The sequence below is a fragment of the Allobosea sp. Tri-44 genome (assembly GCF_004123845.1).
Classification (GTDB): Bacteria; Pseudomonadota; Alphaproteobacteria; order Rhizobiales; family Beijerinckiaceae; genus Allobosea.
The window spans coordinates 228,065-253,689 of record NZ_NBDP01000019.1 but is presented as its reverse complement, the minus strand read 5'-3'; the positions used below and the strand labels follow the sequence as shown (position 1 = coordinate 253,689).

The 25,625-nt window shown below is 66.9% G+C and carries 19 protein-coding genes; 11 read left to right on the top strand and 8 right to left on the bottom strand.

What is annotated here, in order from left to right; all coding sequences use genetic code 11:
• Positions 1 to 10 precede the first annotated feature (10 nt).
• Positions 11 to 1,993, bottom strand: a complete 1,983-nt coding sequence (locus tag B6S44_RS13465) for a GumC family protein (protein WP_164985816.1) — start codon at positions 1,991 to 1,993, stop codon at positions 11 to 13.
• 426 nt (positions 1,994 to 2,419) lie between these two features.
• Between B6S44_RS13465 and B6S44_RS13460 the strand changes: the two genes are divergently transcribed.
• The 9 genes from B6S44_RS13460 to B6S44_RS13420 all read left to right on the top strand — a co-directional run bounded on the left by B6S44_RS13460 (position 2,420) and on the right by B6S44_RS13420 (position 15,166).
• On the top strand, positions 2,420 to 3,646 hold the full coding sequence (locus tag B6S44_RS13460) for a glycosyltransferase family 4 protein (RefSeq protein WP_129157402.1): 1,227 nt from the start codon (positions 2,420 to 2,422) through the stop codon (positions 3,644 to 3,646).
• The gene (locus B6S44_RS13455) at positions 3,643 to 5,025 is read left to right on the top strand and encodes a lipopolysaccharide biosynthesis protein (protein WP_129157401.1); all 1,383 of its coding nucleotides are present in this window, start codon (positions 3,643 to 3,645) and stop codon (positions 5,023 to 5,025) included. The genes B6S44_RS13460 and B6S44_RS13455 overlap by 4 nt, the downstream gene beginning before the upstream one ends.
• On the top strand, positions 5,022 to 6,809 hold the full coding sequence (locus B6S44_RS13450) for a serine aminopeptidase domain-containing protein (protein WP_129157400.1): 1,788 nt from the start codon (positions 5,022 to 5,024) through the stop codon (positions 6,807 to 6,809). Before B6S44_RS13455 ends, B6S44_RS13450 begins: the two co-directional genes overlap by 4 nt.
• Positions 6,806 to 7,834, top strand: a complete 1,029-nt coding sequence (locus B6S44_RS29860) for a glycoside hydrolase family 5 protein (RefSeq protein ID WP_164985815.1) — start codon at positions 6,806 to 6,808, stop codon at positions 7,832 to 7,834. The genes B6S44_RS13450 and B6S44_RS29860 overlap by 4 nt, the downstream gene beginning before the upstream one ends.
• Positions 7,831 to 8,982 (top strand): glycosyltransferase family 4 protein, encoded by a 1,152-nt coding sequence (locus B6S44_RS13440; RefSeq protein ID WP_248309582.1) that lies wholly within the window; start codon positions 7,831 to 7,833, stop codon positions 8,980 to 8,982. The genes B6S44_RS29860 and B6S44_RS13440 overlap by 4 nt, the downstream gene beginning before the upstream one ends.
• Before the next feature lie 128 nt (positions 8,983 to 9,110).
• Positions 9,111 to 9,818, top strand: coding sequence for a GntR family transcriptional regulator (locus B6S44_RS13435; RefSeq protein ID WP_129157397.1), 708 nt, complete (start codon positions 9,111 to 9,113; stop codon positions 9,816 to 9,818).
• Between the two features lie 81 nt (positions 9,819 to 9,899).
• Positions 9,900 to 11,483 (top strand): ABC transporter substrate-binding protein, encoded by a 1,584-nt coding sequence (locus tag B6S44_RS13430; protein WP_129157396.1) that lies wholly within the window; start codon positions 9,900 to 9,902, stop codon positions 11,481 to 11,483.
• Between the two features lie 67 nt (positions 11,484 to 11,550).
• Positions 11,551 to 13,146: a gamma-glutamyltransferase gene (gene ggt / locus B6S44_RS13425; RefSeq protein WP_129157395.1), complete on the top strand. Its 1,596-nt coding sequence runs from the start codon at positions 11,551 to 11,553 to the stop codon at positions 13,144 to 13,146.
• A 316-nt stretch (positions 13,147 to 13,462) separates the two neighbouring features.
• Entirely contained in the window at positions 13,463 to 15,166 is a 1,704-nt protein-coding gene (locus B6S44_RS13420) for an IlvD/Edd family dehydratase (RefSeq protein ID WP_129157394.1), read from the top strand.
• Between the two features lie 177 nt (positions 15,167 to 15,343).
• Here B6S44_RS13420 and B6S44_RS13415 read toward each other — a convergent pair whose 3' ends face one another.
• The 7 genes from B6S44_RS13415 to B6S44_RS13385 all read right to left on the bottom strand — a co-directional run bounded on the left by B6S44_RS13415 (position 15,344) and on the right by B6S44_RS13385 (position 23,837).
• On the bottom strand, positions 15,344 to 16,312 hold the full coding sequence (locus B6S44_RS13415; RefSeq protein ID WP_129157393.1) for an ABC transporter ATP-binding protein: 969 nt from the start codon (positions 16,310 to 16,312) through the stop codon (positions 15,344 to 15,346).
• Positions 16,305 to 17,288 carry an ABC transporter ATP-binding protein gene (locus tag B6S44_RS13410; protein WP_129157392.1) on the bottom strand — a complete coding sequence of 328 codons (984 nt, stop codon included), beginning with the start codon at positions 17,286 to 17,288 and terminating at the stop codon, positions 16,305 to 16,307. The genes B6S44_RS13415 and B6S44_RS13410 overlap by 8 nt, the downstream gene beginning before the upstream one ends.
• Complete coding sequence (locus tag B6S44_RS13405; protein WP_206735152.1) at positions 17,285 to 18,790, bottom strand: amidohydrolase family protein; 1,506 nt, start codon at positions 18,788 to 18,790, stop codon at positions 17,285 to 17,287. The genes B6S44_RS13410 and B6S44_RS13405 overlap by 4 nt, the downstream gene beginning before the upstream one ends.
• The gene (locus tag B6S44_RS13400; RefSeq protein ID WP_129157391.1) at positions 18,787 to 19,986 is read right to left on the bottom strand and encodes an amidohydrolase family protein; all 1,200 of its coding nucleotides are present in this window, start codon (positions 19,984 to 19,986) and stop codon (positions 18,787 to 18,789) included. Before B6S44_RS13400 ends, B6S44_RS13405 begins: the two co-directional genes overlap by 4 nt.
• A gap of 220 nt (positions 19,987 to 20,206) precedes the next feature.
• Complete coding sequence (locus tag B6S44_RS13395; protein WP_129157390.1) at positions 20,207 to 21,142, bottom strand: ABC transporter permease; 936 nt, start codon at positions 21,140 to 21,142, stop codon at positions 20,207 to 20,209.
• Complete coding sequence (locus B6S44_RS13390; RefSeq protein ID WP_129157389.1) at positions 21,132 to 22,124, bottom strand: ABC transporter permease; 993 nt, start codon at positions 22,122 to 22,124, stop codon at positions 21,132 to 21,134. Before B6S44_RS13390 ends, B6S44_RS13395 begins: the two co-directional genes overlap by 11 nt.
• A 144-nt stretch (positions 22,125 to 22,268) precedes the next feature.
• Entirely contained in the window at positions 22,269 to 23,837 is a 1,569-nt protein-coding gene (locus tag B6S44_RS13385) for an ABC transporter substrate-binding protein (RefSeq protein ID WP_129157388.1), read from the bottom strand.
• Positions 23,838 to 24,061: 224 nt separating this feature from the next.
• On the opposite strand from B6S44_RS13385, the gene B6S44_RS13380 reads away from it, so the two are divergent.
• Together B6S44_RS13380 and B6S44_RS13375 are read left to right on the top strand one after the other, a co-directional pair.
• Positions 24,062 to 24,784 (top strand): GntR family transcriptional regulator, encoded by a 723-nt coding sequence (locus B6S44_RS13380; RefSeq protein ID WP_129157387.1) that lies wholly within the window; start codon positions 24,062 to 24,064, stop codon positions 24,782 to 24,784.
• Positions 24,781 to 25,485 (top strand): flavin reductase family protein, encoded by a 705-nt coding sequence (locus B6S44_RS13375; RefSeq protein WP_248309581.1) that lies wholly within the window; start codon positions 24,781 to 24,783, stop codon positions 25,483 to 25,485. Before B6S44_RS13380 ends, B6S44_RS13375 begins: the two co-directional genes overlap by 4 nt.
• Positions 25,486 to 25,625 lie beyond the last annotated feature (140 nt).

Here is a 25,625-nt window from a genome sequence, read left to right as displayed (position 1 = left end):
GAGGGCCTGCTCACGCGGCCGCCTGCGCCGGACGCCGCAGCCAGCGCGCCGCCACGCTGGACACGCCGGCGCCCGCGCTCTCGGGAACGACGAGCGCCACGATGTGTTCACCGGCGGGGTCTACCGCCGCAGCCTGATCGACGAGGCTGCGTGTGGTCTCGCCGGCAAGCGAGGCCGTCAGGACAATCGCGTCCGGTCGCGCGCTCGCCTTGCCGTCGGTCGGCGACGTCTGCCGCATGATGATGAAGTTGCGCCGCCGTCCCGGCCGAACCGATGCGGTCGTGGCGGGTTCGATCCGGCGGATGTTCATGTCGCGGCCGGTGCCATCCTGGCAGAGCAGCACGCTCTCGCCATGCGCCGCCAGGCTGTTGGCAAGATGCTCGGCAAGCGCCGCCTGCGTGGCATCGTCGGCCGAGCCGGCGATCATCACGGATGCCGGCAGATGCGGGCCAAGCGTCTTCTGCAGCAGCCGCGTGATCGGAATAAGCGCATCTTCCCGGCTGGCAGCCCTGGCAGGCAGCGATATCACGGTGCCGACACCGATCGCCCGGCCGGCCGCTTCCGGCGTGAGCGGCTTCGCCATCTGGGGCAGCAGCCGCGACGTCGGCAGCCATTCGATGAGATAGGCTGCCCCGAGCCCGGCGCAGCTGCCGAAGAGCAGCGCGGCTGCCATCACCAGCAGGGCCGGCGGCTGGCTGGCGACCGCCGGTGCGACAGCCTCGGACAGCATGCGCGAATTGTTGGTCTCGATCCGCTTCTGCTGCTCGAGTTCCTTGGCGCGCTGCAGCGAGGCGCTGTAGACGACCCGCACTGCTTCGGCTTCGCTTTCGAGCTGGCGCAGCTTGATCTGGGCGGCGCCGCTGACCTCCTGCGACTTGGTCAGTTCCGTCGCCCGCTTCCTGAGATTGGCGAGATTGGCCTCGGCCTGGCGATAACCTTCCTGCACCGTGGCACGCAGGCGGGTTAGCTCCCCGGCGAGAAGCCGGCGCGTCTCGGCAAGCTCGGCCCGGATCTCGATCAGGCGCGGGTGCTGCGGCGCGAGCGTCTGGGCAAGGCTCGCCGCCTCGCGCGCGCTCTGGGCATATTGCCCCCTGAGCGAAGTCACCACCGATGACGTAAGCGCCTCCGGCAATGTGTCGGAAAGCGGATCGCGGTTTTGATAGCGGGCGAGTTGATCGCGCCGCGCCTGCTGGCGTGCGAACTCGGCCTCGGCCTGGCTGATCTGGCCGTAGAGATCGCGCAATTGCTGCGAGATGATGAGCCCGCCCTCACCGGTGCTGACGAGGCCGTGCTGGCTGCGGAAGCCCTGGACAGCGCGCTCCGCCGTGTCGAGCTGCGTGCGCAAGCCGGAGATCTGGTCGATCAGCGTCACGTTGGCGCGCTCGACCACGGAGCGGCGTCCGTCATTGCCCTGACGGAAATAGACCAGGGCCAGCCCATTGGCGATATCGGCTGCCTTCTGCGCCTGCGGATGCGAGACGATGATGCGAAAGACCAGCGAGTTCTCGACGCGTTGGATCACGATCGACTTCTTGAGCGCGTCGACCATCTGCGCCATGCGCTGGTCGGGCGTCGGCTGCACGAGTCGGCCGAGCAGCCGCGAGATGAGGCCGGGCGGACGGCTGAAGGCGGGATCGTTTTCGAGGTCGAGATCCTCGATGACCTGGCGCAGCACGCCGGTCGAGGTCATCACCAGCGCCTGGCTGTCGACATTGGCGAAGTCGATCGAGGCCGAAGTGTCGGTACGAACGATGTCCTTGCCGACGACCTGCAGCGCCTGCGGATCGACAAGGAGCTCCGCCGTGGCCCGGTAGATCGGGGTCTGGACCGAAAGATAGGCCAGCGCCAGCAGCAGGCAGAGGGCAGCGCTCGCGATCACCAGCCAGCGGCGACGGCGCAGCAGCTGGAGCAGTTCGGGCAGGCTGAAGGCAGCAGAGAGCCGGCCCGGCGCGGGCGCGTCGTCTCTTCCACCTGCCTCGAGCGCAGCCGGCACCGCAAATCTCCTCGAACCGTCCCGATACCGCGCGCATCCGCGCCCGGATGCGCCGACCGGATCGGCTGGAATTCCACCGCGCATCCTGTCGAGCTGTGGTTAATATTTCGGTAACAAACTAATTACAATTTTAGCCAAATATTATAAGTCACGAATATTTGAAAATTAACTAAATAACCAACGCATGCAAAAGGAATATTTCGCTTTGCTGTGGTCGATGATAGTTCAATATTTACGAAAGTTGGCGGTATCGGAAGCCTTTTTCGATTGCGCAGCCGCGATCCGCGCGATCCCGTTCACGCCCCGTTTACAACAGGGAGAAATCCCCCGGCCACGCCAACGTTTGCTTAGCTCGTGCCGGGTATCCCTACCAAAGGGAAAGGCCGGCCCAGCAAACGCGCCGTGACGAGGACAGGTCCAGACCGCATGCGTATCCTGATGGCCTGTGCAGCTTTCCCGCCTTTCATCGACGGTGGCGGGCCGATCTCGGCGATGATTGTCGCCAAGCTGCTGCGTGCCGCCGGCCATGACCTGACCGTGGTGAACGTCTCGGGCGAGGATCGGCACGAGATCTATGACGGCGTGCCGGTGCATCGCCTGCGCTCGCTCAATGTCGACTGGAATTACCGGTTGCCGCGCCCGGCCTGGAAGAAGGCGATCTGGCACGCTTTGGAGAACTTCAATCCGCGCGCCTTCCTGGTCATGCGCCGTGAGATCAGGCGCCTGCGCCCGGACATCGTGCTGACCGACTCGATCGAGAACATCAATGTCGCGACCTGGGCGGCAGCCAAGAGCTGCGGCGTGCCGGTCGCGCACATCCTGCGCAGCACCTTCCTGCTCTGCTGGAAGGGCAGCATGTGGCGCGGTGGCGACAATTGCGGCCGTGCCTGCTCCTCATGTCAGGCGACCTCCTACGGCAAGAAGCTCTCCTCGCGCTTCGTCGATGCCGTCATCGGCGAGACCGATTTCATCATCGGCCGCCATACCGAGCACGGCTATTTCCCGAACGCGACCACGCATCCGATCCCCGGCGCGATCGCGCCCGTGCCCGGCGCCCTGCCTCGCACCGCACCACCGGCTGATCGCCCGCTGCGAGTCGGTTTCATCGGTGTCCACGATCCGATCAAGGGCCTCGACACCCTGGCGGCGGCCGCTCACCGGCTCGCAGGCGAGCCGGTCGAGTTCCTGATTGCCGGTAGCGGCCAGAGCGATTACGCCGAGGCGCTACCCGGGCGCTTCCCTTCGCAGAACACCCGCTTCCCCGGCTGGACCAAGCCGGAGGAATTCCTGCCACAGGTCGATGTCCTGGCTGCCCCCTCGCTGTTCCGCGAGCCCTTCGGCCGGGTGGTGATCGAGGCTTTCGCCCATGGCGTTCCGGTAATCGGCGCGAGGTCCGGCGGCATCCCCGAAACGATCCAGCCCGGCATCAATGGCGCCCTGTTCGAGCCCGGCGACGATACTGCGCTGGCGGAGCGAATCATGGCCTTTGTCCGCGATCGCACGCTCGTCACGACGCAATCGGCCGGCGCGCTTGCCGCAGCGGCCCGCTATACGCCGGACCGCATTGCCGCCGCCTATGGCGCCGTCTTCGACAGCCTCGTCGGCAAGCCGGCCGAAGGCACCCTCCTGCAACCGCGGGAGGCGCGGACGTGAAGGCGCTGCTGGAGCTGGCATGGACCGGAGCGGGCCGCTTCCTGCCGGCCTTCTCGTCGCGCTTCAGCAGCACACTGCTGAGCTTCTTCGTGCTTCTGGCCGCGAGCCATTTCCTGCCGACGCAGGAATACGGGCTCTATGTCTTCCTGTTCTCGATCGGCAGCGCGCTTGGGCTGATCGCCGTGCTCGGCCAGCAGATCCTCGTCGTGAAGCATTATCGCCGGACCGAGGCGAGCGGCCACCCGCTCAACCAGGCGCTTCTTGGCGTCAACGCCCGCTGGCTCGCGCTCGGCTGTTTCGTACTGCTGGCTGCGGCCCTGCCGCTCTGGCTCTTCGCCGAGGAGCTGCCCCCGACCTACCATTATCTCTGGCTCGCCTTCGTTTTCGCCGCGATCTTCGCGCTCAGCGAATACCTGCAGAACTATTTTCGCATCCATGGCCGCATCAACATGTCGCTGGTCCCGCGCGAGATCGTCTGGCGCGGCAGCTCGATCTTGTGCATCGCCGGTACTGGCTTCGCCGGCATGCTGGTCGGTGGCGCGGGCGCGATGGCGATCATCACCGGCCTGCTCGCGGCGACCACGCTCTACCAGAGCGCGATCTTCCTCCGTGACGAGGGGCTGGGCTGGCTCGGCGCGCGTAAGCAAATCCCGCCACAGACACATGCGGACTGGCGCCGCGAAAGCGGTTATTTCATCGCCAACAACGTCCTGAACTCCGCCTCCGCCTATCTCGAGACCATCCTGATCGGCGCATTGCTCGGCCTGAACGAAGCCGGCTTCTATTTCGTCGCGCTGCGCATCGCCATGCTGCTGATGCTGCCGCTTGCGGCGATCGACACCGTCGGCATTCCGATGATCGCCGCCCGCTTCCAGAAATCCGATACGGCCGGCGCGCAGCTGCTGATCGGCCGGCTCTCCTTTGCGAGCTTCTGCATCTCGTTGCTGGGCGCGCTGGCACTGGTCGTCGTCGCGCCCTTCATCCTGCATGTGTTCAATCCGGAATTCGTCCGGCATGCCGATGTGCTGACCGCGCTCTGCGTGCTCTCGGTCTCGCTGTCCTTCTTCGGCCCCGGCTCCTGGCTGCTGATGATCGGCGGCGGCGAGCGCTTCTTCCTGATCGCGCGGGCGATCATGTTCGTCATCTATCTCGGCCTGCTCTACGGGCTGGCGCGGGTTGGCGGACTGATGGGCATCGCCATCGCCGGGTTGATCTTCAGCACCGCCTCGAGCCTCGCCGCCTGGTACTGGATCAAGGAGAAATGGCGGATCGACAACATGGCCACCGCCTTCATCCGGCCCTTCCTTTTCGGTGGCGCGCCGGCGGACAAGGCAGCCCCGCTGCCGACGGACCGCGCCACTGAGGGAGTCGGCCGATGACGATGGCCGCAGCCTACCGTATCGATCCGGCGAGCGAGTTGTCGGCGACGACACCCTCGCCCTTCGGCACGCCGGTGACCTTCGGCCGGAGCATGGGCGTCTTCCATCCCGGCCATGCTCCAGTCGCGGTGCTGATGCTCGGCGCCGTCGGCTATGAGGAGCTCTGCCTGCGCGCGACCTGGCGCAGTCTCGCGCAAGCGATCTCCGACAAGGGCATCGCCTGCCTGCGCTTCGACTATCCAGGCCAGGGCGACGCGCAGGAAGCCGCCGATCCGCAAGACCTGGACGACTGGTTCGAGACGGTCCACGCCGCGGCCGAACTGCTGCGCCGTTCCAGCGGCTGCGAGCGCCTCGTCCTGCTCGGCCAAGGGCTCGGCGGAACGCTGGCGCTCAAGCTCACCGAAGATCTCGCGCCGATCGCGGCAACCGTCCTCATGGCTCCGGTCGGCAACGGCAAGCGCTATCTGCGCGAACTTTCGGCCTGGACGCGCATCGTCTCGGACCGGATCGGCATCGGCACGGACCCAGACGACGACACGCGCTGCGCCGTGGCCGGCCTGCGCATCGCGCCGGGCCGCCTGCCGGCTATCGCTACGCTCGGAACAGGCACGCTCCAGCGGGCGCCGTCCGAACAGGTCCTGCTGCTGTCCCGCCCCGGCCATGGCGGCGACGCGGCACTGGCCGAGGCGCTCACGGGCCTCGGCACCGCCGTGACGCAGCGCGTCTATGAAGGCTACGAGACGCTGACCACCGATCCGACCGCGGCTCGCCCGCCCAAGGCGACGATCACTGGTATCGTCGACTGGATCGCGGAACGAGCCGAGGCGACGCCCCCGGTTCCCGCCGGCATCGGGACGCCCCGGTTGCCCGGCCCGGCGGAAGGCGTGCTCGGCGACGGCTTCGTCGAGCGCCCGATCCGCTTCGGCCCGGACGGCCGCCTCTTCGGCGTGCTTTGCGAGCCGCTTGGACCCGCGGCGCGCGAGCCCATCATCTTCGTCAATGCCGGCCGCGACTATCATATCGGCTGGGCCCGGGTCAGCGTGAACCAAGCCCGGGCCTTCGCGGCGCGCGGCATCGCCTCGCTGCGCTTCGACGCCAGCAGCGTCGGCGACAGTGGCGTAGCGGCCGACGGACCGGAAGAAGTCCTCTATTCGCAGGCGCAAATCGACGATGTCCGCCTCGCCATCGACGCCATTGAGGCGCGCGGTTTCGACGCCCCGGTCCTGATCGGGCGCTGCAGCGGCGCTTATGCCGCCTTCCATGCCGCCGTGATCGACGAACGCATCCGCCGCCTGGTGATCGTCAACAATGAGCGCTTCGTCTGGGATCCCGACGAAAGCGTCGAGGACGCGATCCGCTATGCCCATCGCAGCGCCGGCGACCTCGGTGCGACGCTGGCCCGCAAGGACGGTTTGCGCCGCCTGCTCACCGGCAAGCTCCGCGTCGGGCCGGCCGGGCGCTATCTCATCTACCGCTATCGCAAGCGGCTTTCGGTCAAGCTCGCACCGGTGCTCGGGCGGCTGACCAAGCATGGCCGGCTCCATCACCAATGCCATCGCCATTTCGCCGCCCTCGCCGAGCGCAAGGTCGAACTGTCGCTGCTCTATGCCGATGGCGATGTCGGCATGGCCGAGCTCCAGACCTATTTCGGCGAGGCAGGCAGAGGGCTTGCCGCCTATCCCAACGCCTCGCTGACGATGATCCCGGACGCCGACCACAACTTCACGCATCTCGCGGCCGGGCGCCGCCTGCTCGATGCCTTGCTCAGGATCGTCGCGCCGTGAGATCACTCATTCTCGCCTTGGCGCTGGTCGCCGCCATGCCAGCGGGAGCGGAGACGTGCCTGCGCGGCGTCAACCTGTCGGGCGCCGAGTTCGGCGATCTGCCGGGCAAGGTCGACACCGACTACACCTATCCAAGCGAACAGGCGATCCAGCGGCTCGGCAAGCTCGGCATGAGCGCCGTCCGCCTGCCCTTCCGCTGGGAGCGCCTCCAGCCTCAGCTCAACGGCTCGCTGGAGATCATGGAACTCGCCTATCTCGACCAGACGGTCCGCCGGATCGAGGAGGCCGGGCTCGTCGCCATCATCGACCTGCACAATTACGGCTACTACGCCAAGAAGCAGCTCGGCTCGGCAGAACTCCCGGCCGCAGCGCTCGCCGATGTCTGGGGCAAGCTCGCGCAGCATTACCGCGACCGTCCCAAGCTCGTTTTCTCGCTGATGAACGAGCCCTACGACATCAACAGCGCGGATTGGGCGAAGATCCAGAACACCGCCATCGCCGCGATCCGCAAGGCGGGTGCCAAGCAACTCCTCCTGGTCACCGGCACGGCCTTTGGCGGCGCCCATAGCTGGACCTCCGATCTTCCCGTCGGCAACAATGGCCGCGATCTGCTTGGAGTCGTCGACCCGCTCGACCGCTACGCCTATGACTTCCATCAATATCTCGACGCCGACTATTCCGGCCGCGCTCCGGAATGCTCCGCCGCCGCCGGTGCGCTGAAGGGAATCGACGACGTCACCGCCTGGCTCAAGACGCATGGGCGCCGCGGCTTTCTCGGCGAGTTCGCCGCCTCGAACCGACCCGAATGCCTTACTGCACTCCGGCAGATGGTGACGAAGCTTGACGCCAGCCCGCAGCAATGGCTGGGCTGGGCGGCCTGGGGCGCCGGGGCCTGGTGGCCGGCGGACTATGTCTTCAACCTGGACCCGACCCCGGCCGGCGAGCGCCCGCAGATGAAGGTGCTGCTCGAACGCTTCAAGGCGAAGCGGCCAACTGCCGTTTGCGGCCGGGAGGCCAAACCGTGACCGCTCCCTTTTCCCACCGCCCGACGCCGGCAGTACCGGCGGGAACCCGCATCGTCCATGTCGTGCGCCAGTTCCTGCCCAATCGCGGCGGGCTCGAGGACGTCGTCGCCAATCTCTGCCGAGCCCAGCTGGCGCTTGGCCTCAAGCCCTCCGTCGTGACGCTCGATCGCCTGTTCTCGCGGCCTGAGCTCGTCCTGCCGGCGAGCGAGGTCATCGACGGCATTCCCGTCAGCCGCATCCCCTTCCGCGGCTCGACGCGCTATCCGCTTGCACCTGAGGTCTTTTCCCATCTGCGCGAAGCTGATCTCGTCCATGTCCATGCGATCGACTTCTTCTTCGACGCGCTCGCCCTCGGCTGGTTGCTGCATCGCAAGCCGCTCGTCGCCACCACCCATGGCGGCTTCTTCCATACCGGCGATTTCGCCAGCCTGAAGAAGCTCTGGTTCAACGGCCCGACCCGGCTCTCCGCACAGGCCTATCGCGCCATCGCCGGCTGCAGCACGAACGATGCCCGCATGTTCGAGCGGCTTGCGCCCGGCAAGGTCAGGGTGATCGAGAACGGCGTCGACCTCGACAAGTTCGCTGGCGCCTCCAGCCCTGACCCGCAGCGCCGCTTGGTCAGCATCGGCCGCTTCTCCAAGAACAAGCGCCCGGACCGGCTGATCGCGATGATGGCGGTGCTGGCGCAGCGTGAACCCAGCTGGCATCTCGACATGCTCGGCGTCGCCTCCGACTGGACAGAAGAGGCCCTGCGGACGGCGATCGCCAGCGCCGGCATGGAGCGGAACGTGACGCTGCATCTTGGCCTCGACGATGCCGCTGCAAGGCAGGTGATGAGCCGCGCCTCACTCTTCGTCTCGGCCTCCGAGTTCGAGGGCTTCGGCCTCGCTCTCGTCGAGGCGATGAGCGCCGGTCTCGTACCGGTCGTTCAGCCCAATGCCGCCTTCGCTAGCCTGGCTGGCAAGTTTCCGGTCGTCCGGACCGTCGACTTCGCCGATGCGGAAGAGGCTGCCACGGCCGTCGAGCAGGCGCATGCCGATCTCGCCCATTTCCCCGGCAACACGCGCCCGCGCCTCTCGGACCTCGCATCCTATTCCTGGAACGAGGTCACCCGCCGCTATCTCGAATTCTACGCCGCGGCGCTCTAGCCCTTCGACGCAATCATTCTCCGCCAACGCAAGGAAGCCCTTGCGCACGGTCGATTTCTGGCTTTGTAATAGTGGATACACTCATACAGAGCTGCTGACCGGGTACCAGCGGCGTGCAGGGGAACGGAATGAGCTTCGCCTCCAAGGGTATGGCCGCGACGGCGCAGGACGAGGCCTATCGCGCCATCCTCCAGGACATCCGCAGCGGCCGATACCAGCCCGGCGAGCGGCTGATTCCGGAGACGATCGCGCGCGAGCTCGCCATGAGCCGTATGCCGGTGCGCGAGGCTTTCCAGCGCCTCGCCAATGAGGGGCTCGTCCTCATCCGTCCCAATCGCGGCTGCGTCGTCTCCGGCCTGACCATCGAGGAGATCTACGAGCTCTTCGAGATCCGTTCCGTGCTCGAAGGTCTGGCGGTCCGTCTCGCCATGCCGCGCTTCGACGCCGCGGCACTGGCCGAACTCGACGACCATCTTGCCCGCATGCGCCGCGCCGGCGCGGCCGGCGGCGCCGACTGGCTCGGCAAACACCAGGAATTCCACGCCTATATCTGTGGCCTGAGCAGACGGCCCAAGCTCATCGCCCAGATCGCGGCTCTGCACATCGCCGTCGAGCCCTATATGCGCGTCTGGCTCCATCACGTCGCCCAGCCGGCCCATGCCACCGAACGCCAGGACGAGGTCGTAGAGGCGATCAGGACCGGCGATGCCGAGCATGCCGAGGCGGTGATGCGCGACCACGTCCTGCGCACCGCGCCGCGCCTCGCCGAGTTCCTGCGCAGCCGCGGCCAAGCAGCAGGCGCTCCAGCGACTCTGCCGGCCAGCGCGCAGATCTGAACCAAACGACGCAGCGGCTCGTCAGAAGCCCGCGCTCCCGAGGACGCCCGAGGGTCAGCCAAAACAACGAGGGGAATCACAATGGATCGACGACAGTTCCTGAAAGCCTCGGCCGCGACGGCCTTTTTGCCGGCAGCGCCGCATCTCGCCGCGGCGCAGGATGCCAAGACGCTGCGCTTCGTGCCCTATTCCGACGTCGCGATCATCGATCCGATCTGGACCAACGGCTATTCGACCCGCACCCATGCGCTGCTCGTCTGGGACACGCTCTACGGGCTCGACGACCAGTTCCAGCCCCAGCCGCAAATGGTCGAGGGCCATGTCGTCGAGGATGACGGCAAGCGCTGGACGCTGACGCTGCGGCCCGGCCTCGTCTTCCACGACGGTAGCAAGGTGCTGGCCCGCGATGCCGTCGCCTCGATCAGGCGCTGGGGCGTGCGCGACACCTTCGGCCAGGCGCTGATGGCGGCGACCGACGAGCTCTCGGCGCCCGACGACCGAACCATCGTCTTCCGGTTGAAGGCGCCCTTCCCGCATCTGCCGGCCGCGCTCGCCCGCCCGAGCGCACTCGTCGCCGCGATCATGCCGGAGCGCCTCGCGCAGACCGACCCGTTCAAGCAAATCCCCGAAGCGATCGGCAGCGGCCCCTATCGCTATCTCACCGCCGATCGCATCGCCGGCGCCCGCCATGTCTATGCACGGCATGAAGGTTACGTCCCGCGTCAGGGCACGCCGAGCTTCACTGCCGGTCCGCGCACGCCCTACCTCGACCGCATCGAATTCACCGTCATGCCCGATGCCGCGACCGCGGTCTCGGCGCTGCAGACCGGCGCGGTCGACTGGGTCGAGCAGCCGATCATCGATCTCCTGCCGCTGCTGCGGAAGGACCCGAACATCGTGGTCGAGGTCAAGGACCGGACCGGCATGGCCGGGCAGCTCCGGCTCAACCATCTGCAGCCACCCTTCAACAACCCGGCGATCCGCCGCGTCATCCTCAAGGCGATCGACCAGGAGGATTGCATGAACGCGGTCTGCGGCGGCGATCCGCAGGTTGAGCGCAGCAGCATCGGCTTCTTCCCGAACAACTCGCCGATGGCGTCGGATGTCGCCGCCCCGGCTCTGAAGGGACCGAAGGATTTCGGCAAGCTCAAGCAGGAGCTCGCTGCCGCCGGCTACAAGGGCGAGCGCGCCGTGTTCCTCGCAGCGCAGGATGTGCCGCGCATCGCCCTGGTCTGCGATGTCGCGGCCGATGCGCTGAAAAAGATCGGCGTCAATGTCGACTTCGTCGCAGCCGACTGGGGCACGGTGCTGCAGCGCATCGGCAATCGCAGCCCGGTCGAGCAGGGCGGCTGGAGCTGCTACGTCACCTATTGGGCCGGGCTCGATCTCGGCTCGCCGGCGACAAGCTCCCCCTTGCGCGGCAACGGCGCCAAGGGCAGCCCCGGCTGGCCCGACAGCCCGCAGATCGAGGCGCTGCGCGCCCGCTTCCTGACCGCTGGCGACCCCGCCGAGCAGAAGGCGATCGCCCGCGAGATCGAGCTGCAGGCGATGCAGGACGTGCCCTACGTCCCGGCCGGCCAGTATCTGCAGCCGGTCGCCTACCGCAAGAACCTGACCGGCATGCTGAACGGCGTCCCGGTCTTCACCAATCTGCGCAAGGGCTGAACACCCTTCGCTTCCTTCCTCGATGGCCGGCGACCGACGCCGGCCAGGTTTCCACGAAAGCCTTTCCATGCGTGATCTCGAGCTCCCCGGGCGTTCCCTCGCCATCAGCCGCAATGCGATGGCCGCGACCTCGCATCCCGCCTCGACGCTCGCCGCGCTCGACATCATGAAGGCCGGCGGCACTGCGATCGACGCCGCCATCGCGGCCTGCGCCGTGCAATGCGTCGTCGAGGCCGGCTCGACCGGGATCGGCGGCGACTGCTTCGTGCTCTATGCGCGCGGCGGCTCGACCGACGTCATCGCCTATAACGGCTCGGGCCGCACGCCCGCCGCCGCGACGCTCGACTGGTATGCAAAGGCCGGCATCACCACGCTGGAACGGCATTCGCCGCATGTCGTCACCGTGCCCGGCGCGATCGATGCCTGGACGCGGCTCAACAGGGATCACGGCCGCCTGCCCCTTGCCGAAATCTTCGCGCCAGCCATCGCCTATGCCCGCGACGGCTACGCGCTGACGCCGCGCGTCGCCTACGACCTCGCCGCCCAGCGCGATGTGCTGATCCAGGACGCCAACGCCGCTGCGACCTTCCTGATCGACGGGCTGGCTCCGCCGGCCGGCACGGTGCAGCGCCAGCCCGCGCTTGCTGAAACCCTCGAAGCCATCGGTCGCGAGGGCCGCGACGCCTTCTATCGCGGCGAGATCGCCAGGGAGATGGTCGACTACCTCAAGGCCGCCGGTGGCCTGCATACACTCGACGACTTCGCCGCGGCCGAGGGCGAATATGTCACCCCGATCAGCGCTACTTTCCGCGGCCGCACCGTCTATGAGTGCCCACCCAACGGCCAGGGCGTGATCGCGCTGTTGATCATGAAGATCCTCGAGCGCTTCCAGCCCAAGGGGGGGCCGCTCGCCGTCGAGAATCTCCACATCGAACTGGAGGCGACCCGCCTCGCCTATGCCGCCCGTGACCGCTTCCTCGCCGATCCCGCCAAGGCCGAAGTGCCGGTCGAGCATCTGCTGTCCGACACGCTCGCCGACGAACTCGCCGGGATGATCGATCCCAACCGCGCGCTCAATCCGCTGCCGGTCATCCCCGGCGGCGCGGAGCACAAGGACACGGTCTATATCAGCGTCGTCGACAAGGACCGTAACGCCGTCTCCTTCATCAACTCGATCTTCTCGCCCTATGGTAGCGGGCTGATGACAGCCAAGTCCGGCGTACTTTTCCACAATCGCGGCCAGAGCTTCGTGCTTAAGCAGGGTCATCCGAATGCGATCGCGCCGCGCAAGCGCCCGATGCACACCATCATCCCCGGCATGCTCGCCGAGAATGGCCGCGTCGTCATGCCCTTCGGTGTGATGGGCGGGCATTACCAGGCGATGGGTCACGCCCATTTCCTGGCGAAGCTGTTCGACCACGGCCTCGACCTGCAGGAGGCGATCGATCTGCCACGCCTGTTCCCGCTGCCGGGCACGAACACGGTCGAGACCGAAAGCCGCCTGCGCGAGAGTGTCGGCGCGGCACTCAAGGCGCGCGGCTTCGACGTGCAGCCACCGAAAACGCCGATGGGCGGCGCCCAGGCGATCTGGATCGATTGGGAGAACGGTACGCTGACCGGCGGCTCCGACCCGCGCAAGGACGGCTGCGCGTTGGGGTATTGAGGGCAGCGTGAAGCGCGCGAGAACCCCTCCCCCTTGTGAGGAGGGGCAGGGGTGGGGGTCGCAGAGCCGAAACGATCGGTCGAAGCTGATGGCGCTGTCGCTACTGCCGGCCCGCTTCCTGGCTCCGATCACCAAGCGGCACCACCCCCATCCCCATACCCTTCCCACCAAGGGGGAAGGGTGGAGCACGTCCATGCCCAGTCACCGCCAACTTGAAGACTGAACTCAGCGCGAGGCCGCCCTGCATAAGGCGGCCTCGACAGCGCCGGCGATCCCGGCAAGCTTCTCCTCAGAACAAGTCGAGGGAGAAGCGGGCATGGCGGGCGAGGAACCGAAGGGGCGCGGCATTGCCGGCGGGCTGACCAACTATGGCGACCCGGACTTCGCCGCTTATCTGCGCCGCTCCTTCGCCCGCTCGATGGGCTATTCCGACGAGGCGCTGGCGCGGCCGATCGTCGGCATCGCCAACACCTATAGCGGCTTCAACAACTGCCACCGGCACTTTCCGGAGCTGCTGGAGGCGGTGAAGCGCGGCGTGCTGATGGCCGGCGGCCTGCCGGTCGAGTTCCCGACCACCTCGCTCGGCGAGGTCTTCCTCAACCCGACCAGCCTGAAATTCCGCAACCTGATGGCAATGGGCACCGAGGAGATGATCCGGGCCCAGCCGATCGACGCGGTCGTGCTGATGGGCGGCTGCGACAAGACCGTGCCGGCGCAGCTGATGGCGGCGCTCTCGGCCAATGTCCCGGCCGTCGAGCTCGTCGGCGGGCCGATGTCGACCGGACGCCACAAGGGCGAGCGCCTCGGCGCCTGCACCGATTGTCGCCGCTTCTGGGCCCGTTTCCGCGCCGGCGAGATCGACCAGGCCGAGATCGACGTGGTCGAGGGCCGGCTCGCCACCACCGCCGGCACCTGCGCCGTGATGGGCACAGCCTCGACCATGGCCTGCATCGCCGAGACGCTGGGGCTCGCTTTGCCGCGCTCCGCCGCGATCCCCGCCGTGCACGCCGACCGCCTGCGCTGCGCCGAGGCGAGCGGCAAGCGCGCCGTCGAACTGATCGGTACGAAAGAGCTGCTGCCGCGCCAGATCGTCACCGAACAGGCGATCGAGAATGCCTGGCGCGTGTTGCTGGCGATCTCCGGCTCGACCAACGCCGTGGTGCATCTCACCGCCATCGCCCGCCGCGCTGGCATCAAGGTCGATCTCAACCGTCTCAACCAGCTCTCCGACGAGACACCGGTTCTGGTGAACCTGAAGCCGGTCGGCGACAACTACATGGAGGACTTCTTCGCCGGCGGCGGCGTTCCGGCCGTGTTGTGGGAGCTGCGCGACCTGCTCCATCTCGACTGCATGACCGTGACTGGCAAGACGCTGGGCGAATTGATCGATGAACCCCTGCTCGACCAGCTCGACCGCACGATCATCCGCTCGCGTGAAGACCCGGTCGATCCCGATGGCGGGCTCGTCGCGGTGTTCGGCTCGCTCGCTCCGCGCGGCGCCATCGTCAAGCGCGCCGCGGCCGAGAAGCGCCTGCTCGAGCATGAGGGCCGCGCCGTCGTCTTCTCGTCACTGGAGGACCTCGCCGCCCGCATCGACGATCCCGATCTCGACGTCACGGCCGACGACATTCTCGTTCTGCAGAATGCCGGTCCCAAGAGCGCCGCCGCCATGCCGGAAGCCGGCTATCTGCCGATCCCGCGCAAGCTCGCAGCCAAGGGCGTCAAGGACATGGTCCGCATCTCGGACGCCCGCATGTCCGGCACCGCCTATGGCGCGATCGTGCTGCATGTCGCGCCGGAAGCGGCAGTCGGCGGCCCGCTGGCGCTGGTCCGCAATGGCGACCGCATCCGGCTCAGCGTCGCCGAGCGGCGGCTCGACTTGCTGGTCGACGCAGCTGAGCTCAAAGCACGCCGGACCGCCCTGCCGCAGCCACCCGCGAAGGCGCGCCGCGGCTATGACCGGCTCTATGACGCGCATGTGCTCCAGGCTGATGAGGGCGTCGATTTCGACTTCTGTTGAGCACAACGCCGTCTTTCCGGGGCGCCGCGTAGCGGCGAGCCCGGAACCCAGAACCGATGCCGGTCTGTCACGAGTGCTCTACCGTCGGCCTTTGTCGGATAACACATCGGTTCTGGGTTCCGGGCTCAGGCCTGCGGCCTGCCCCGGAAAGACGGCGTGGTTCAGTGCTGACGAACCTCAAGCGAGGTGACAGGCGATTTCGAGTGCGCCTTCGCGACGCAGCGCCGGCGCCTCGACGCGACAACGCTCGACCGCCTGCGAGCAGCGCGGATGGAAGGCGCAGCCAGGCGGCGGCGCGATCGGGCTCGGCACCTCGCCCGACATTGGCCGACGCTCGCGGTTCGGCTTCTCGACATCGGGAATCGTGTCGAGGAGGAGCCGTGTATAGGGGTGGCGCGGCCGCCCGAAGACCTCTTCCGCCGGCCCGCTCTCGACGAAGCGGCCGAGATACATGATAGCGAGTTGGTCCGACATGTGCCGGACCACCGAGAGGTTATGGCTGATGAAGAGGTAGGTCAGCCCGAACTCCTTCTGCAGGCGGACCATCAGGTTGAGGATCTGCGCCTGCACGGAGACGTCGAGGGCCGAGGTCGGCTCGTCGCAGACCAGGAAGTCGGCCTCGGTCGCCAGCGCCCGGGCGATCGAGATGCGCTGGCGCTGGCCGCCGGAGAATTCGTGCGGGAAGCGGCTCGCATCGGCCCGCGACAGGCCGACGATCTCGAGGAGGTCGCCGACGCGGGTGGTCGTCTCGCTTTCGTCCTTGCGCAGCTTCAGTTCGCGGATCGGCTCGGCGACGATGTCGCCGACGCGCCAGCGCGGATTGAGCGAGGCATAGGGGTCCTGGAAGATCATCTGCACGCGCGGCGGCCCGACAGAGCCATCGGCGCGCTTGATATCCTTGAAATCGAGCATGCCCTGCGTCGGCCGCTGCAGGCCGACGACCATGCGCGCCAATGTCGACTTCCCGCAGCCGGATTCGCCGACGATGCTGAAGGTCGTGCCGCGCTGAACGCTGAACGAGACGTTCTCGACCGCGCGCAGCACGCGGCGCGGCTCATGCGAGAACAGCCGCGACAGCGCCGGAGCAGAAACGTCGAAGCGGCAAGACGCCGACGTGACCTCGAGGATGGTGTTCGCCTCAGCCATGGGCCATCTCCCGCAGCGGGAAATGGCAGGCGGCGGCATGGCCGGAGACCGGCAGGCCGGGCTTGGTCTCGCGGCAGAAATCGGTAGCGAAGCCGCAGCGCGGGTTGAAGGCGCAGCCGGCGGGAATCGCGTTCAACCGCGGCATCGAGCCGTCGATCTGGTTGAGCTCGGCATTGCGGCGATGGACGCTCGGGATCGAGGCCATCAAACCGGCGGTGTAGGGATGGCGCGGCCGGCGCGTCACCTCCTCGACCGGGCCGATCTCGACGATGCGCCCGGCATACATCACCGCGACGCGGTCAGCCGTCTCGGCGATCACGCCCATATCGTGCGTCACCAGCATGATCGCAGTGCCGTGCTCGCGGCAGAGCCGCTTGAGCAAGGTGGTGATCTGCGCCTGGATGGATACGTCGAGCGCCGTCGTCGGCTCGTCGGCGATGATCAGCATCGGCTCGGCGCAAAGTGCGAGCGCGATGACGACGCGCTGGCGCATGCCGCCGGAGAACTGGTGCGGATAATGATCGATGCGCGTCTCGGCCGCCGGGATGCCGACCTCCTTCAAGAGGTCGAGCGCCCGCTTGCGCGCTTCGGCCTTGCTGACCGGCAGATGGGTGGTGATGGTCTCGATCAATTGCTCGCCGACGGTCAGCAGCGGGTGCAGCGAGGTCAGCGGATCCTGGAAGATCGCGCCGATCCGGCGGCCGCGCAGCTTGCGCATCGCCTCGGCCGGCAGATTGTCGATGCGCTGGCCGGACAGCTTGATCTCGCCACCGGCCAATCGTCCCGGCGGATCGAGCAGCCCGATCACCGCCGTGCCGGTCAGGGATTTGCCGGCGCCGGACTCGCCGACGACGCCAAGGATTTCTCCCGGCGCAATCTCGAAGGAGACGCCGTCGAGCGCCGTCAGCGGGCCGCGCCGCCCGTCGAAGACGATGCGCAGATCCTGCACCGAAAGCAGCGCTGTTTGGGCGTTCACGCCGCGTCCTCCTTGCGTTCGACCACGTAGCTCGACGAGAAGATCTCGCTCATCGGCGGATGCCCGTGAGTGCGCTGCGGATAGCGCGCCATCACGCCCTCGAACTGCGTCTGGGCGCGGGCATTGTCGGCGGCCTCATCGATGCCGGGGATGACGCGGTCCTCCATGACAAAACGCCCGTCGATGATCACTGTCGAGACGTCGCGGCCATGGCCGGTGAGCAGCATGGTCTGGATCGGGTCGATCACCTGGCCGCTATGCGGCCGGTCGAGTGCGAAGACGGTGATGTCGGCGCGCGCGCCGGGCTGGAGACGGCCGAGATCGGGCCGGCCGAGTGCATCCGCGCCGCCGATGGTGGCGGCGTCGTAATAGTCCTCCGAGCGGACAGCGGTCGCGCTGCCGGCCATGGTTCGGGCGAGGATCATGCCGACCTGCAGGTTCATGATCATGTCCGGCGGGCTGGTGTCGGTGCCCATGCCGATCTTGAGGCCCATGGCGCGGTAGCGGCCGAAATGGTCGACGGCATTGCCGTGCCGGCCGGAGACCAGCGGGCAGTGCACGATCGCAGCGCCGGCATCGCGGATGATCTCGAGGTCGCGGCCGGGGCGCTCGACAAGGCGGCTGCCGGAGACGACCGTGCCATGCGGCAAGAGGCAGCGTTCGTTGAGGAAACCGAGACTCTCCAGCCATTCGGGCGGGCTCATGCCGTGCTGGGTGAGGACGAGATCGTATTCGATCTTCGACTGGCAGCAATGCAGCCGAACGGGGATGTCGAGCTCGCGCGCAGCGGCGGCGGTGCGGCGCAGCAGCTCGGCCGTCGAGGTCTCGATCCGATCAGGCGCGAACATCGCCCGGATCAGCCCGCCGGCCGCGCCTTCATGACGCCGGGCGAAGTCGATGGCGGCGTCGAGCTCGGCGAGGCCGCGGGGCTCGTCATAATGGGTGACGATGCGCCCGTCGGCCTCGACCAGCTGGTTGCCGGTGCGATAGCCCGGCCCGAGATAGGCACGCAAGCCGAGATCGGCGGCGGCTTCCGCTGCGTCCTCGAACTCCTGCGCTGTCTCGCCCCAGGCCCGGTAGAACAGCGAGGCGATCGGCAGCGCCGTGGTGATGCCGTTGCGGATCAGCGTGGCGAAGGCATGCTTCTTCTGGAAGGCCAGCTCCTCGCGCGAATACATCTCATAGGGGCCGGCTTCGAGATAGCTGCGTGGCCAGACACGGCCCTTCTTCCAGGCCGGCTGGTTGTCATAGGCGAGGATGGTGGTGTCGAGATCGGAGAGCGCATCGAGATCGACAAAGCCCGGCCCGATCACGGCGTTGCCATAGTCGATCCGCCTGACGACCTCTCCGGGAAAGTGATGGCCGGTAGAGACGACTTCGCCATCCTCGAAGACGATCTCGCCATTCTCGTAGAGGCGATGCCGCCCGTCGCGGTGGCCGACGAGCCAGCGCGCGGTCAGGAGGATGCGGCCTTCCGGCCGTTTGGCGGCTTGCAGGGTCACGGCGCGGTCCTGATCGAGACGCCGTCGCGGGCGACGACCTTGCCGCGCTTGATTACACGGCGGTTCATCGGGCGGTTCGCGACGGCTTCGGCGATCGACTCGGTCGGCAGCAGGACGAGATCGGCGACACAGCCGACATCGAGCCCGTAGCCCTCGATCTCCATCACCTTGGCGCCTTCCCTCGTGCAGACGTCGAGCGCCAGCCTGACCTCGTCGTCGCGGCGGAAATTGTTGCGCAGGCCGACGAACATCGCCCGCTCCAGCATATCGCCATTGCCATAGGGGCTCCAGGTGTCGCGGATGCCGTCGGAGCCGGAGCAGACGCGCACGCCGGCCTGAAGCAGCTTCTTCACCGGCGGGGCCGGCCGGCTCGCCGGTGCCGTCGTCATGATCGCGATGTCGAGTTCGGCGAGCTGATCGATCAACGGGTCGATCAAAGCGGGGTCGGGCGTGCCGAGGCAGAAGGCATGGCTGACCGTGACCTTGCCGGTCATCCCGAGCGCGCGGGTGCGCTCGATGATCAGGTCGAGCGAGAAGGCACCAACCTCGCCCGGCTCGTGCAGGTGGATGTCGAGCGGCTTGCCATGGCGCTGGCAGAGCTTGAAGACGGCGTCGAGATGGCCCTTCGGATCGCGGTCGATCGTGCAGGGGTCGAGCCCGCCGACGATCTCGCAGCCGGCCTTCATCGCCTGGTCCATCAATTCGAGCGTCCCCGGGCGGCGCAGCAGCCCCGATTGCGGGAAGGCGACGAGCTCGATGTCGACGATGTCGCGATAGGCGTCGCGGGTCTTCATCACGCCCTCGACGCCCCACATCCCATGCTCGGTATCGACATCGACATGGCTGCGGATATGGGTCGTGCCCTTGAGCGAGGAGAGGATGCTCTGGCGGGCGGACTGGCGCGCGGGATCGATATCGAGCCGCTTCTTGTTCATCCGCTCATTGTCGATCTTGTCGAGCAGCTTGGGGCCGACCTCGTTGGTGTACCAGGGCAGGCCGAGCAGGCTCTTGTCGAGATGGGTATGGGCCTCGACCAGGCCGGGGATGACGATCTCGCCTTTGCCGTCCTCGACCGTGACTCCGGCCGGCGCGGCAAGGTTCGCACCGACCTGCGTGATCTTGCCGTTCTCGATCAGGAGGTCGACGGGGTTCCCCGCATAGGGGCGGACATTGCGGAGCAGCAGGGAGGCGGTCATCGCAGGCGTATCCTCTCATTTTCGGTCGTCATGGTCGGCGCGCGGCCTGCCCCCTCTCCCCTTGCGGGAGAGGGTCGGGGTGAGGGGTCGCGCGACGCCGATCGCTGGCGTCCCTCTTCAGTTGGGAACGTCGCACGACCCCTCATCCGGCCCTTCGGGCCACCTTCTCCCGCAAGGGGAGAAGGGAAGATCGGTGCGCTGCCTCTCCCTCCCATCCTCGTCACCGCAGCTTCGGGTTCAGCGCGTCGCGCAGCCAGTCGCCGAGCAGGTTCACCGAGAGCACGATCAGGCCGAGCTGGAGCGAGGGGAAGACGACGAGCCACCAGGAGCCGGAGAACAGATACTGGTTGCCGATCCGGATCAGCGTGCCGAGCGAAGGCTGCGTGATCGGCATGCCGACGCCGAGGAAGGACAGGGTCGCTTCCGACAGGATGGCAAGGCCGAGATTGAGGGTGGCCGCGACCATCACCGGGGTCAGCGTGTTCGGCAGGATGTGCCGGCGCATGATCCGCCCCGCCGGCACCTTGATGATCCGCGCCGCCAGCACGTATTCCTTGCGCCGCTCGACCATGGTCGAGGCGCGCACCGTGCGGGCGTACTGCACCCAGCTGGTCAGCGCGATCGAGACGACCAGCACCGCCGCGGCGAAGGGATCGCGTAGTGCTGGTGGCAGCAATTCGCGGAAGATCGCCGAGACCAGGATCGCCATCAGCAGCGTCGGGATCGACAGAACGGTGTCGCCGAGCCGCATCAGGAGATTATCGATCCGCCCGCCATAAAAGCCGGAGACCAGGCCGAGCGAGACGCCGATCACCATCGAGACCATAACGGCCGAAAAGCCGATGATCAGCGACACCCGCGTGCCGTAGAGGATGGCGGAGAATACGTCGCGCCCTTGCGGGTCGGTGCCGAGCAGGAAGGGCCACTCGCCGTCCGCCGACCAGATCGGCGGAATCTCGGCCTTGTCGATGAAGATCTGGGCAAGGTCGTGCGGGTTCTGCGGCGCGATCAGCGGGCAGAACAGCGCCGTCAGGATCAGGATCGCCAATACCAGCGCCGAGAGCCAGGCTGCGGGCGTGCGCCGGAAGTTCCAGCCGATGTCGCTGTCGAGGAAGCGGCGCAGGCGCCCGGTCTTGGCGGCGGCATCAGCGGGCATTGGCGCCTCCCGAAAGCGCGTCTTCGCGCAGTCGCGGGTCGACCCAGGCATAGGTCAGGTCGACCAGCGTGTTGAGCGAGACGAAGATGAAGGAGACGACGATCAGATAGGCCGCCATCACCGGGATATCGACGAAAGTGACGGCCTGGACGAAGAGCATGCCCATGCCCGGCCACTGGAACACCGTCTCGGTCACCAGCGCGAAGGCGATCAGGTTGCCGATCTGCAGGCCGGTCACCGTGATCACCGGCATCAGGCAATTGCGCAACGCGTGACGGAAATGCACGGCCCGCGAGGGCAGACCGCGTGCCCTGGCGAAGCGGATGAAGTCGGTCCGCATCGTCTCCAGCATCTCGGCGCGAACCAGCCGCATCACCAGCGTGATCTGGAACAGCGACAGCGTGATGCCGGGCAGGATCAGTGCCTTGCGGCCCGACGCCGTTAGGAAGCCGGTGCTCCACCAGCCGAGCTGCACGACCTCGCCGCGGCCGAAGGCCGGCAGCCATTGCAGCGTCACCGAGAACACCAGGATGAACAGGATGCCGAGCGCAAAGCTCGGCAGCGAGACGCCGAGCACCGAGATGAACTGCAGCGCCTTGGCGAGCAGGCTGTCTCGCCTGATCGCGGTGTAGACCCCGAGCGGAATGCCTACCGCCAATGACAGGAAGGTCGCGACCAGCACCAGCTCGAAGGTCGCCGGGAAACGCTCGGCGATCAGCGTGAACACTTCCTGCTGGTTGCGATAGGAGATGCCGAAATCACCGCGCACGGCATTGCCGACGAAGGTCGCGAATTGCAGGACGAAGCCCTTGTCGAGCCCGAGCCGGACGCGCAATTCGTCGCGCTGCGCCTGGCTCGCCTGCTCGTTCAGCATCAGCTCGACGGGATCGCCGACGAAGCGGAAGGTCAGGAAGGCGAGGAATGCCACCGCCAACATGACGCCGGCGGCGTTGACGAAGCGCTTGAAGAGGAAGGCCGGCATGGAATGACTACTCCAGCTCTCGGATGAACCCCGCCGTCATGCTCGGGCTTGACCCGAGCATCTCAGGACCAGGGGGCGGCATTGCCTTCTCGTCACGAGATTCTCGGGTCTGCGCTTCGCTTCGCCCGAGAATGACGGCTCACTTCACTTCATCGTGGTCAGCCACAGGCGCGGCTTGTTGTCCGAGGCCTGGACCGTCGAGGCCATGGTGTTGCGCATCGCCCAGGCCATCGGCTGCTGGTGCAGCGGGATGAAGAGGTGCTCGGCCTTGGCGATCTTCAGCGCCTCTTTCATCATCTCGATGCGCTTGGGCGTATCGAGCTCGACACCGGCCTTGTCGGTCAGCGCATCGATGCGCGGATCGCCCCAATTGCCCCAGTTGAACACGCCACCCGTGCCGCTCTTCGAGCGCAGCACCTGCACCAGCAACGAATAGGCGTCGATCATCGGCTCATTAGCCCAGCCGAAGGAGATCAGGTCGAAATCGCCCTTGACCCGCTTCGGCGCCTGCTGGCTGCGCGGGGCGAGGCTGAGGTTCGGCTTCAGGCCGGCGCGCGACCACATCGCCGCCACCGCCTGGCAGAATTCCTCCTCGTTGACGAGCGAGTCGCTCTGGCAGTTCATCACGAAGGAGAAGCCGTTCGGATAGCCGGCATCGGCAAGCAGCTTCTTGGCACCGTTGAGGTCGAAGGGCAGGCGCTGGTCCTGCGACGGCTCGTAGCCGGGGATCGCCGGCGCGACGAGCGCGCCAGTATTGCGCGACAGGCCGCGCATCGCCCGCTTCTGCACCGCGTCGATGTCGATGGCGCGATAGAGCGCCTCGCGCACGCGGATGTCCTTGAAGGGGTTTTTGTCCTTGACGTCGCTCTCGACCAGCTTGTCGGTCAGGTTGAAGGCGAAGAAGACCGAGCGCAGTTCGTTGGTCTGCAGCACCTTGACCTCGGTCGAGGCCGTGAGGCGCGGCAGGTCCTGCAGCGGCGCGACATTGGTGAAGTCGATCTCGCCGGATAGCATCGCCGCGACGCGGGTCGAGGACGAGGTGATTGGGATGAACTCGATCACGTCGATATTGTGCTGCGGCTTGTCCCACCAGCTCGGGTTCTTGGCGAAGATGGTCTTGGAGTCGGCGCGCCGGCTCTCGACCTTGAACGGGCCGGTGCCGTTGGCGTTGTCGGTGGCATAGCCCTTCACACCCTTGCCGGAATCGGTGGGGAGCAGCGAGTTGTTCGCCTCCATCCACTCCTTGTCGAAGATGAAGATGTTGGTGAGGTCGTTGAGCAGCAGCGGATAGGGGCCGTTGACCTCGATCTCGACGGTGAAGTCGTCGATCTTCTTCGAGCTCTTATAGGCCGGCAGGTTGCCCTTGAGCGGCGAGGTGTCGTGAGTGACGCGCTGGAGCGAGGCGATCACGTCATCGGCGGTGAACGGGTTGCCGTTGTGGAATTTGACGCCCTGGCGCAACTTGAAGCGCCAGATGGTCGGGCTCACCGTCTCCCAGGATTCCGCCAAGGCCGGCTCGATCTTGAGATCGCCGGTATAGCGCACCAACCCCTCATAGACATGGTTCAGGACCGAGAGCGTGAAGGTCTCGCCGAAGGAATAGGGATCGAGCGAGGCGATCTCCCGCGCCGAGCCCCATTTCAACGTCTTGGCTTCGACCGCGCCGTTCAATGCGAAAGCGGCGACAGCCGCCAGCAACCAGGCCTTCTTCATCGAACTCTCCCCTTTTTTGCTTGCCGCCGGCCCGCTTCGCGCACCGGGGAATGCCGTTCAGTTGCCACCTCTGTGATCATCGTGGCACTTTCTGCGCCATCTCGTGTGCGATCATTGAGCAAACTTGCATACGATACAAGAACCGTATTGTATGCGATTATTGAAGACAAGCGGAAACTCAGCCGATGCCGCGCCCGACCCGTCCATCCCGAGCGAAGACGCCGATGACCAATGGCAAGGTGACCGAGACACGCGGGCCGGTGCCGCGCGCGCAGGCAGTTTACAAGGCGCTGCGGCGCGCCATCATCGAGCAGGCGCTGAAGCCGGGCATGAAGCTCCCGGAGGATTCGATCGGCGAGCAACTCGGCGTCAGCCGGACCCTGGTGCGCGAGGCCTTCGGGCGGCTCGCCGTCGAGGGGCTGGTCGAGCTCAAGCCCAATCGCGGCGCCAATGTCGCCTATCCGACGCTCGAGGAGGCGCGCGACGTCTTCGATGTTCGCCGCGGGCTGGAGCGGCTCGTCGCCGAGAACCTCGCGGGTCGACTGACCGCGGCGCAGGCGGCCGAGCTCGAGGCCCATGTCCGGCTCGAGGAGAAGGCGCACGGGCAGGACGGACCTGAATCGATCCGTCTTTCCGGCGAATTCCACATCAAGCTCGCCGAGATGACCGGCAACGCGCTGCTGTTGCGCTATGTCCAGGAAGCCTCGTCACGCTGCTCGCTGATCCTCGCCATCTATGGCCGGCCGCACTCCTCCGAATGCGCCGTCTCGGAGCATCGCCAGTTGATTGAGGCACTGCGCGCTGGTGACGCCGCCCGGGCCGCGCAGCTGATGGACCATCATCTGCAGTCCGTCGTCACACGCGCTCTGCTGGCGCCCCGCGCCGAGCGCGACATCCGCGACGTGCTCGCGCCCTATGCCTTGAGTGAAGGATTGACCCCATCGTGACCCAGACGCTGACGCAGGACCGGCCGGCCACCACCGAGGTCGTCACCTTCGACTTCGCTGCGTTGACCCCGCGCGAGCGCTACAAGCTCCTGATCGGCGCGGTGGTGCCGCGCCCGATCGCGCTGGTGACGACGATCGACGCCAATGGCGTCGTCAACGCTGCGCCGTTCTCGTTCTTCAATTGCCTCTCGGCCGACCCGGCGATCCTGGCGCTCGGCGTCGAGTACCGCCAGACCGGCGGGCAGAAGGACACCGGCCGCAATGTCCGCGAGAGCCTCGCCTTCACCGTCAACATCGTCTCCGACGCGCTGCTCGACGGCATGAACGCCTGCGCCGTGCCGTTCGAGCCGGGCACGGACGAGCTCGCCGAGGCCGGCCTCACCGCCATGCCCGGCGTCAAGGTGCCATGCCCCTGGATCGGCCAGGCGCCGGCCGCCTTCGAATGCCGCCACCACACCACGCTCGGCATCGGCAATTCACGAGAGATCATCCTGGGCGAGGTCGTCTACGCCCATTTCCGCGCCGACACGATCGACAGGGTGAAGCACTATGTCGACCCGGTCGCGCTCGATGCGATCGGCCGCATGGGCGGGCATGGCTATGCCACGACGCGCGACTATTTCGACCTGCCGACCATGTCCGTCGCCGATTGGCGCGGCGATCGTTCCAGGGCGCGGCGCACCCGGCCGGGCCAGCGCTGAGGGCCGCTTCTGGTCACTATCCGGATAGTCCCCGTCATTCCGGCCGCAGCGAAGCGGAGCGCCGGAATCCATCGCAGAGTTCAGCGCCCTTCGATGGATTCCGGAACTGCGCGGCTAAAGCCGCTTGTCCGGAATGACAG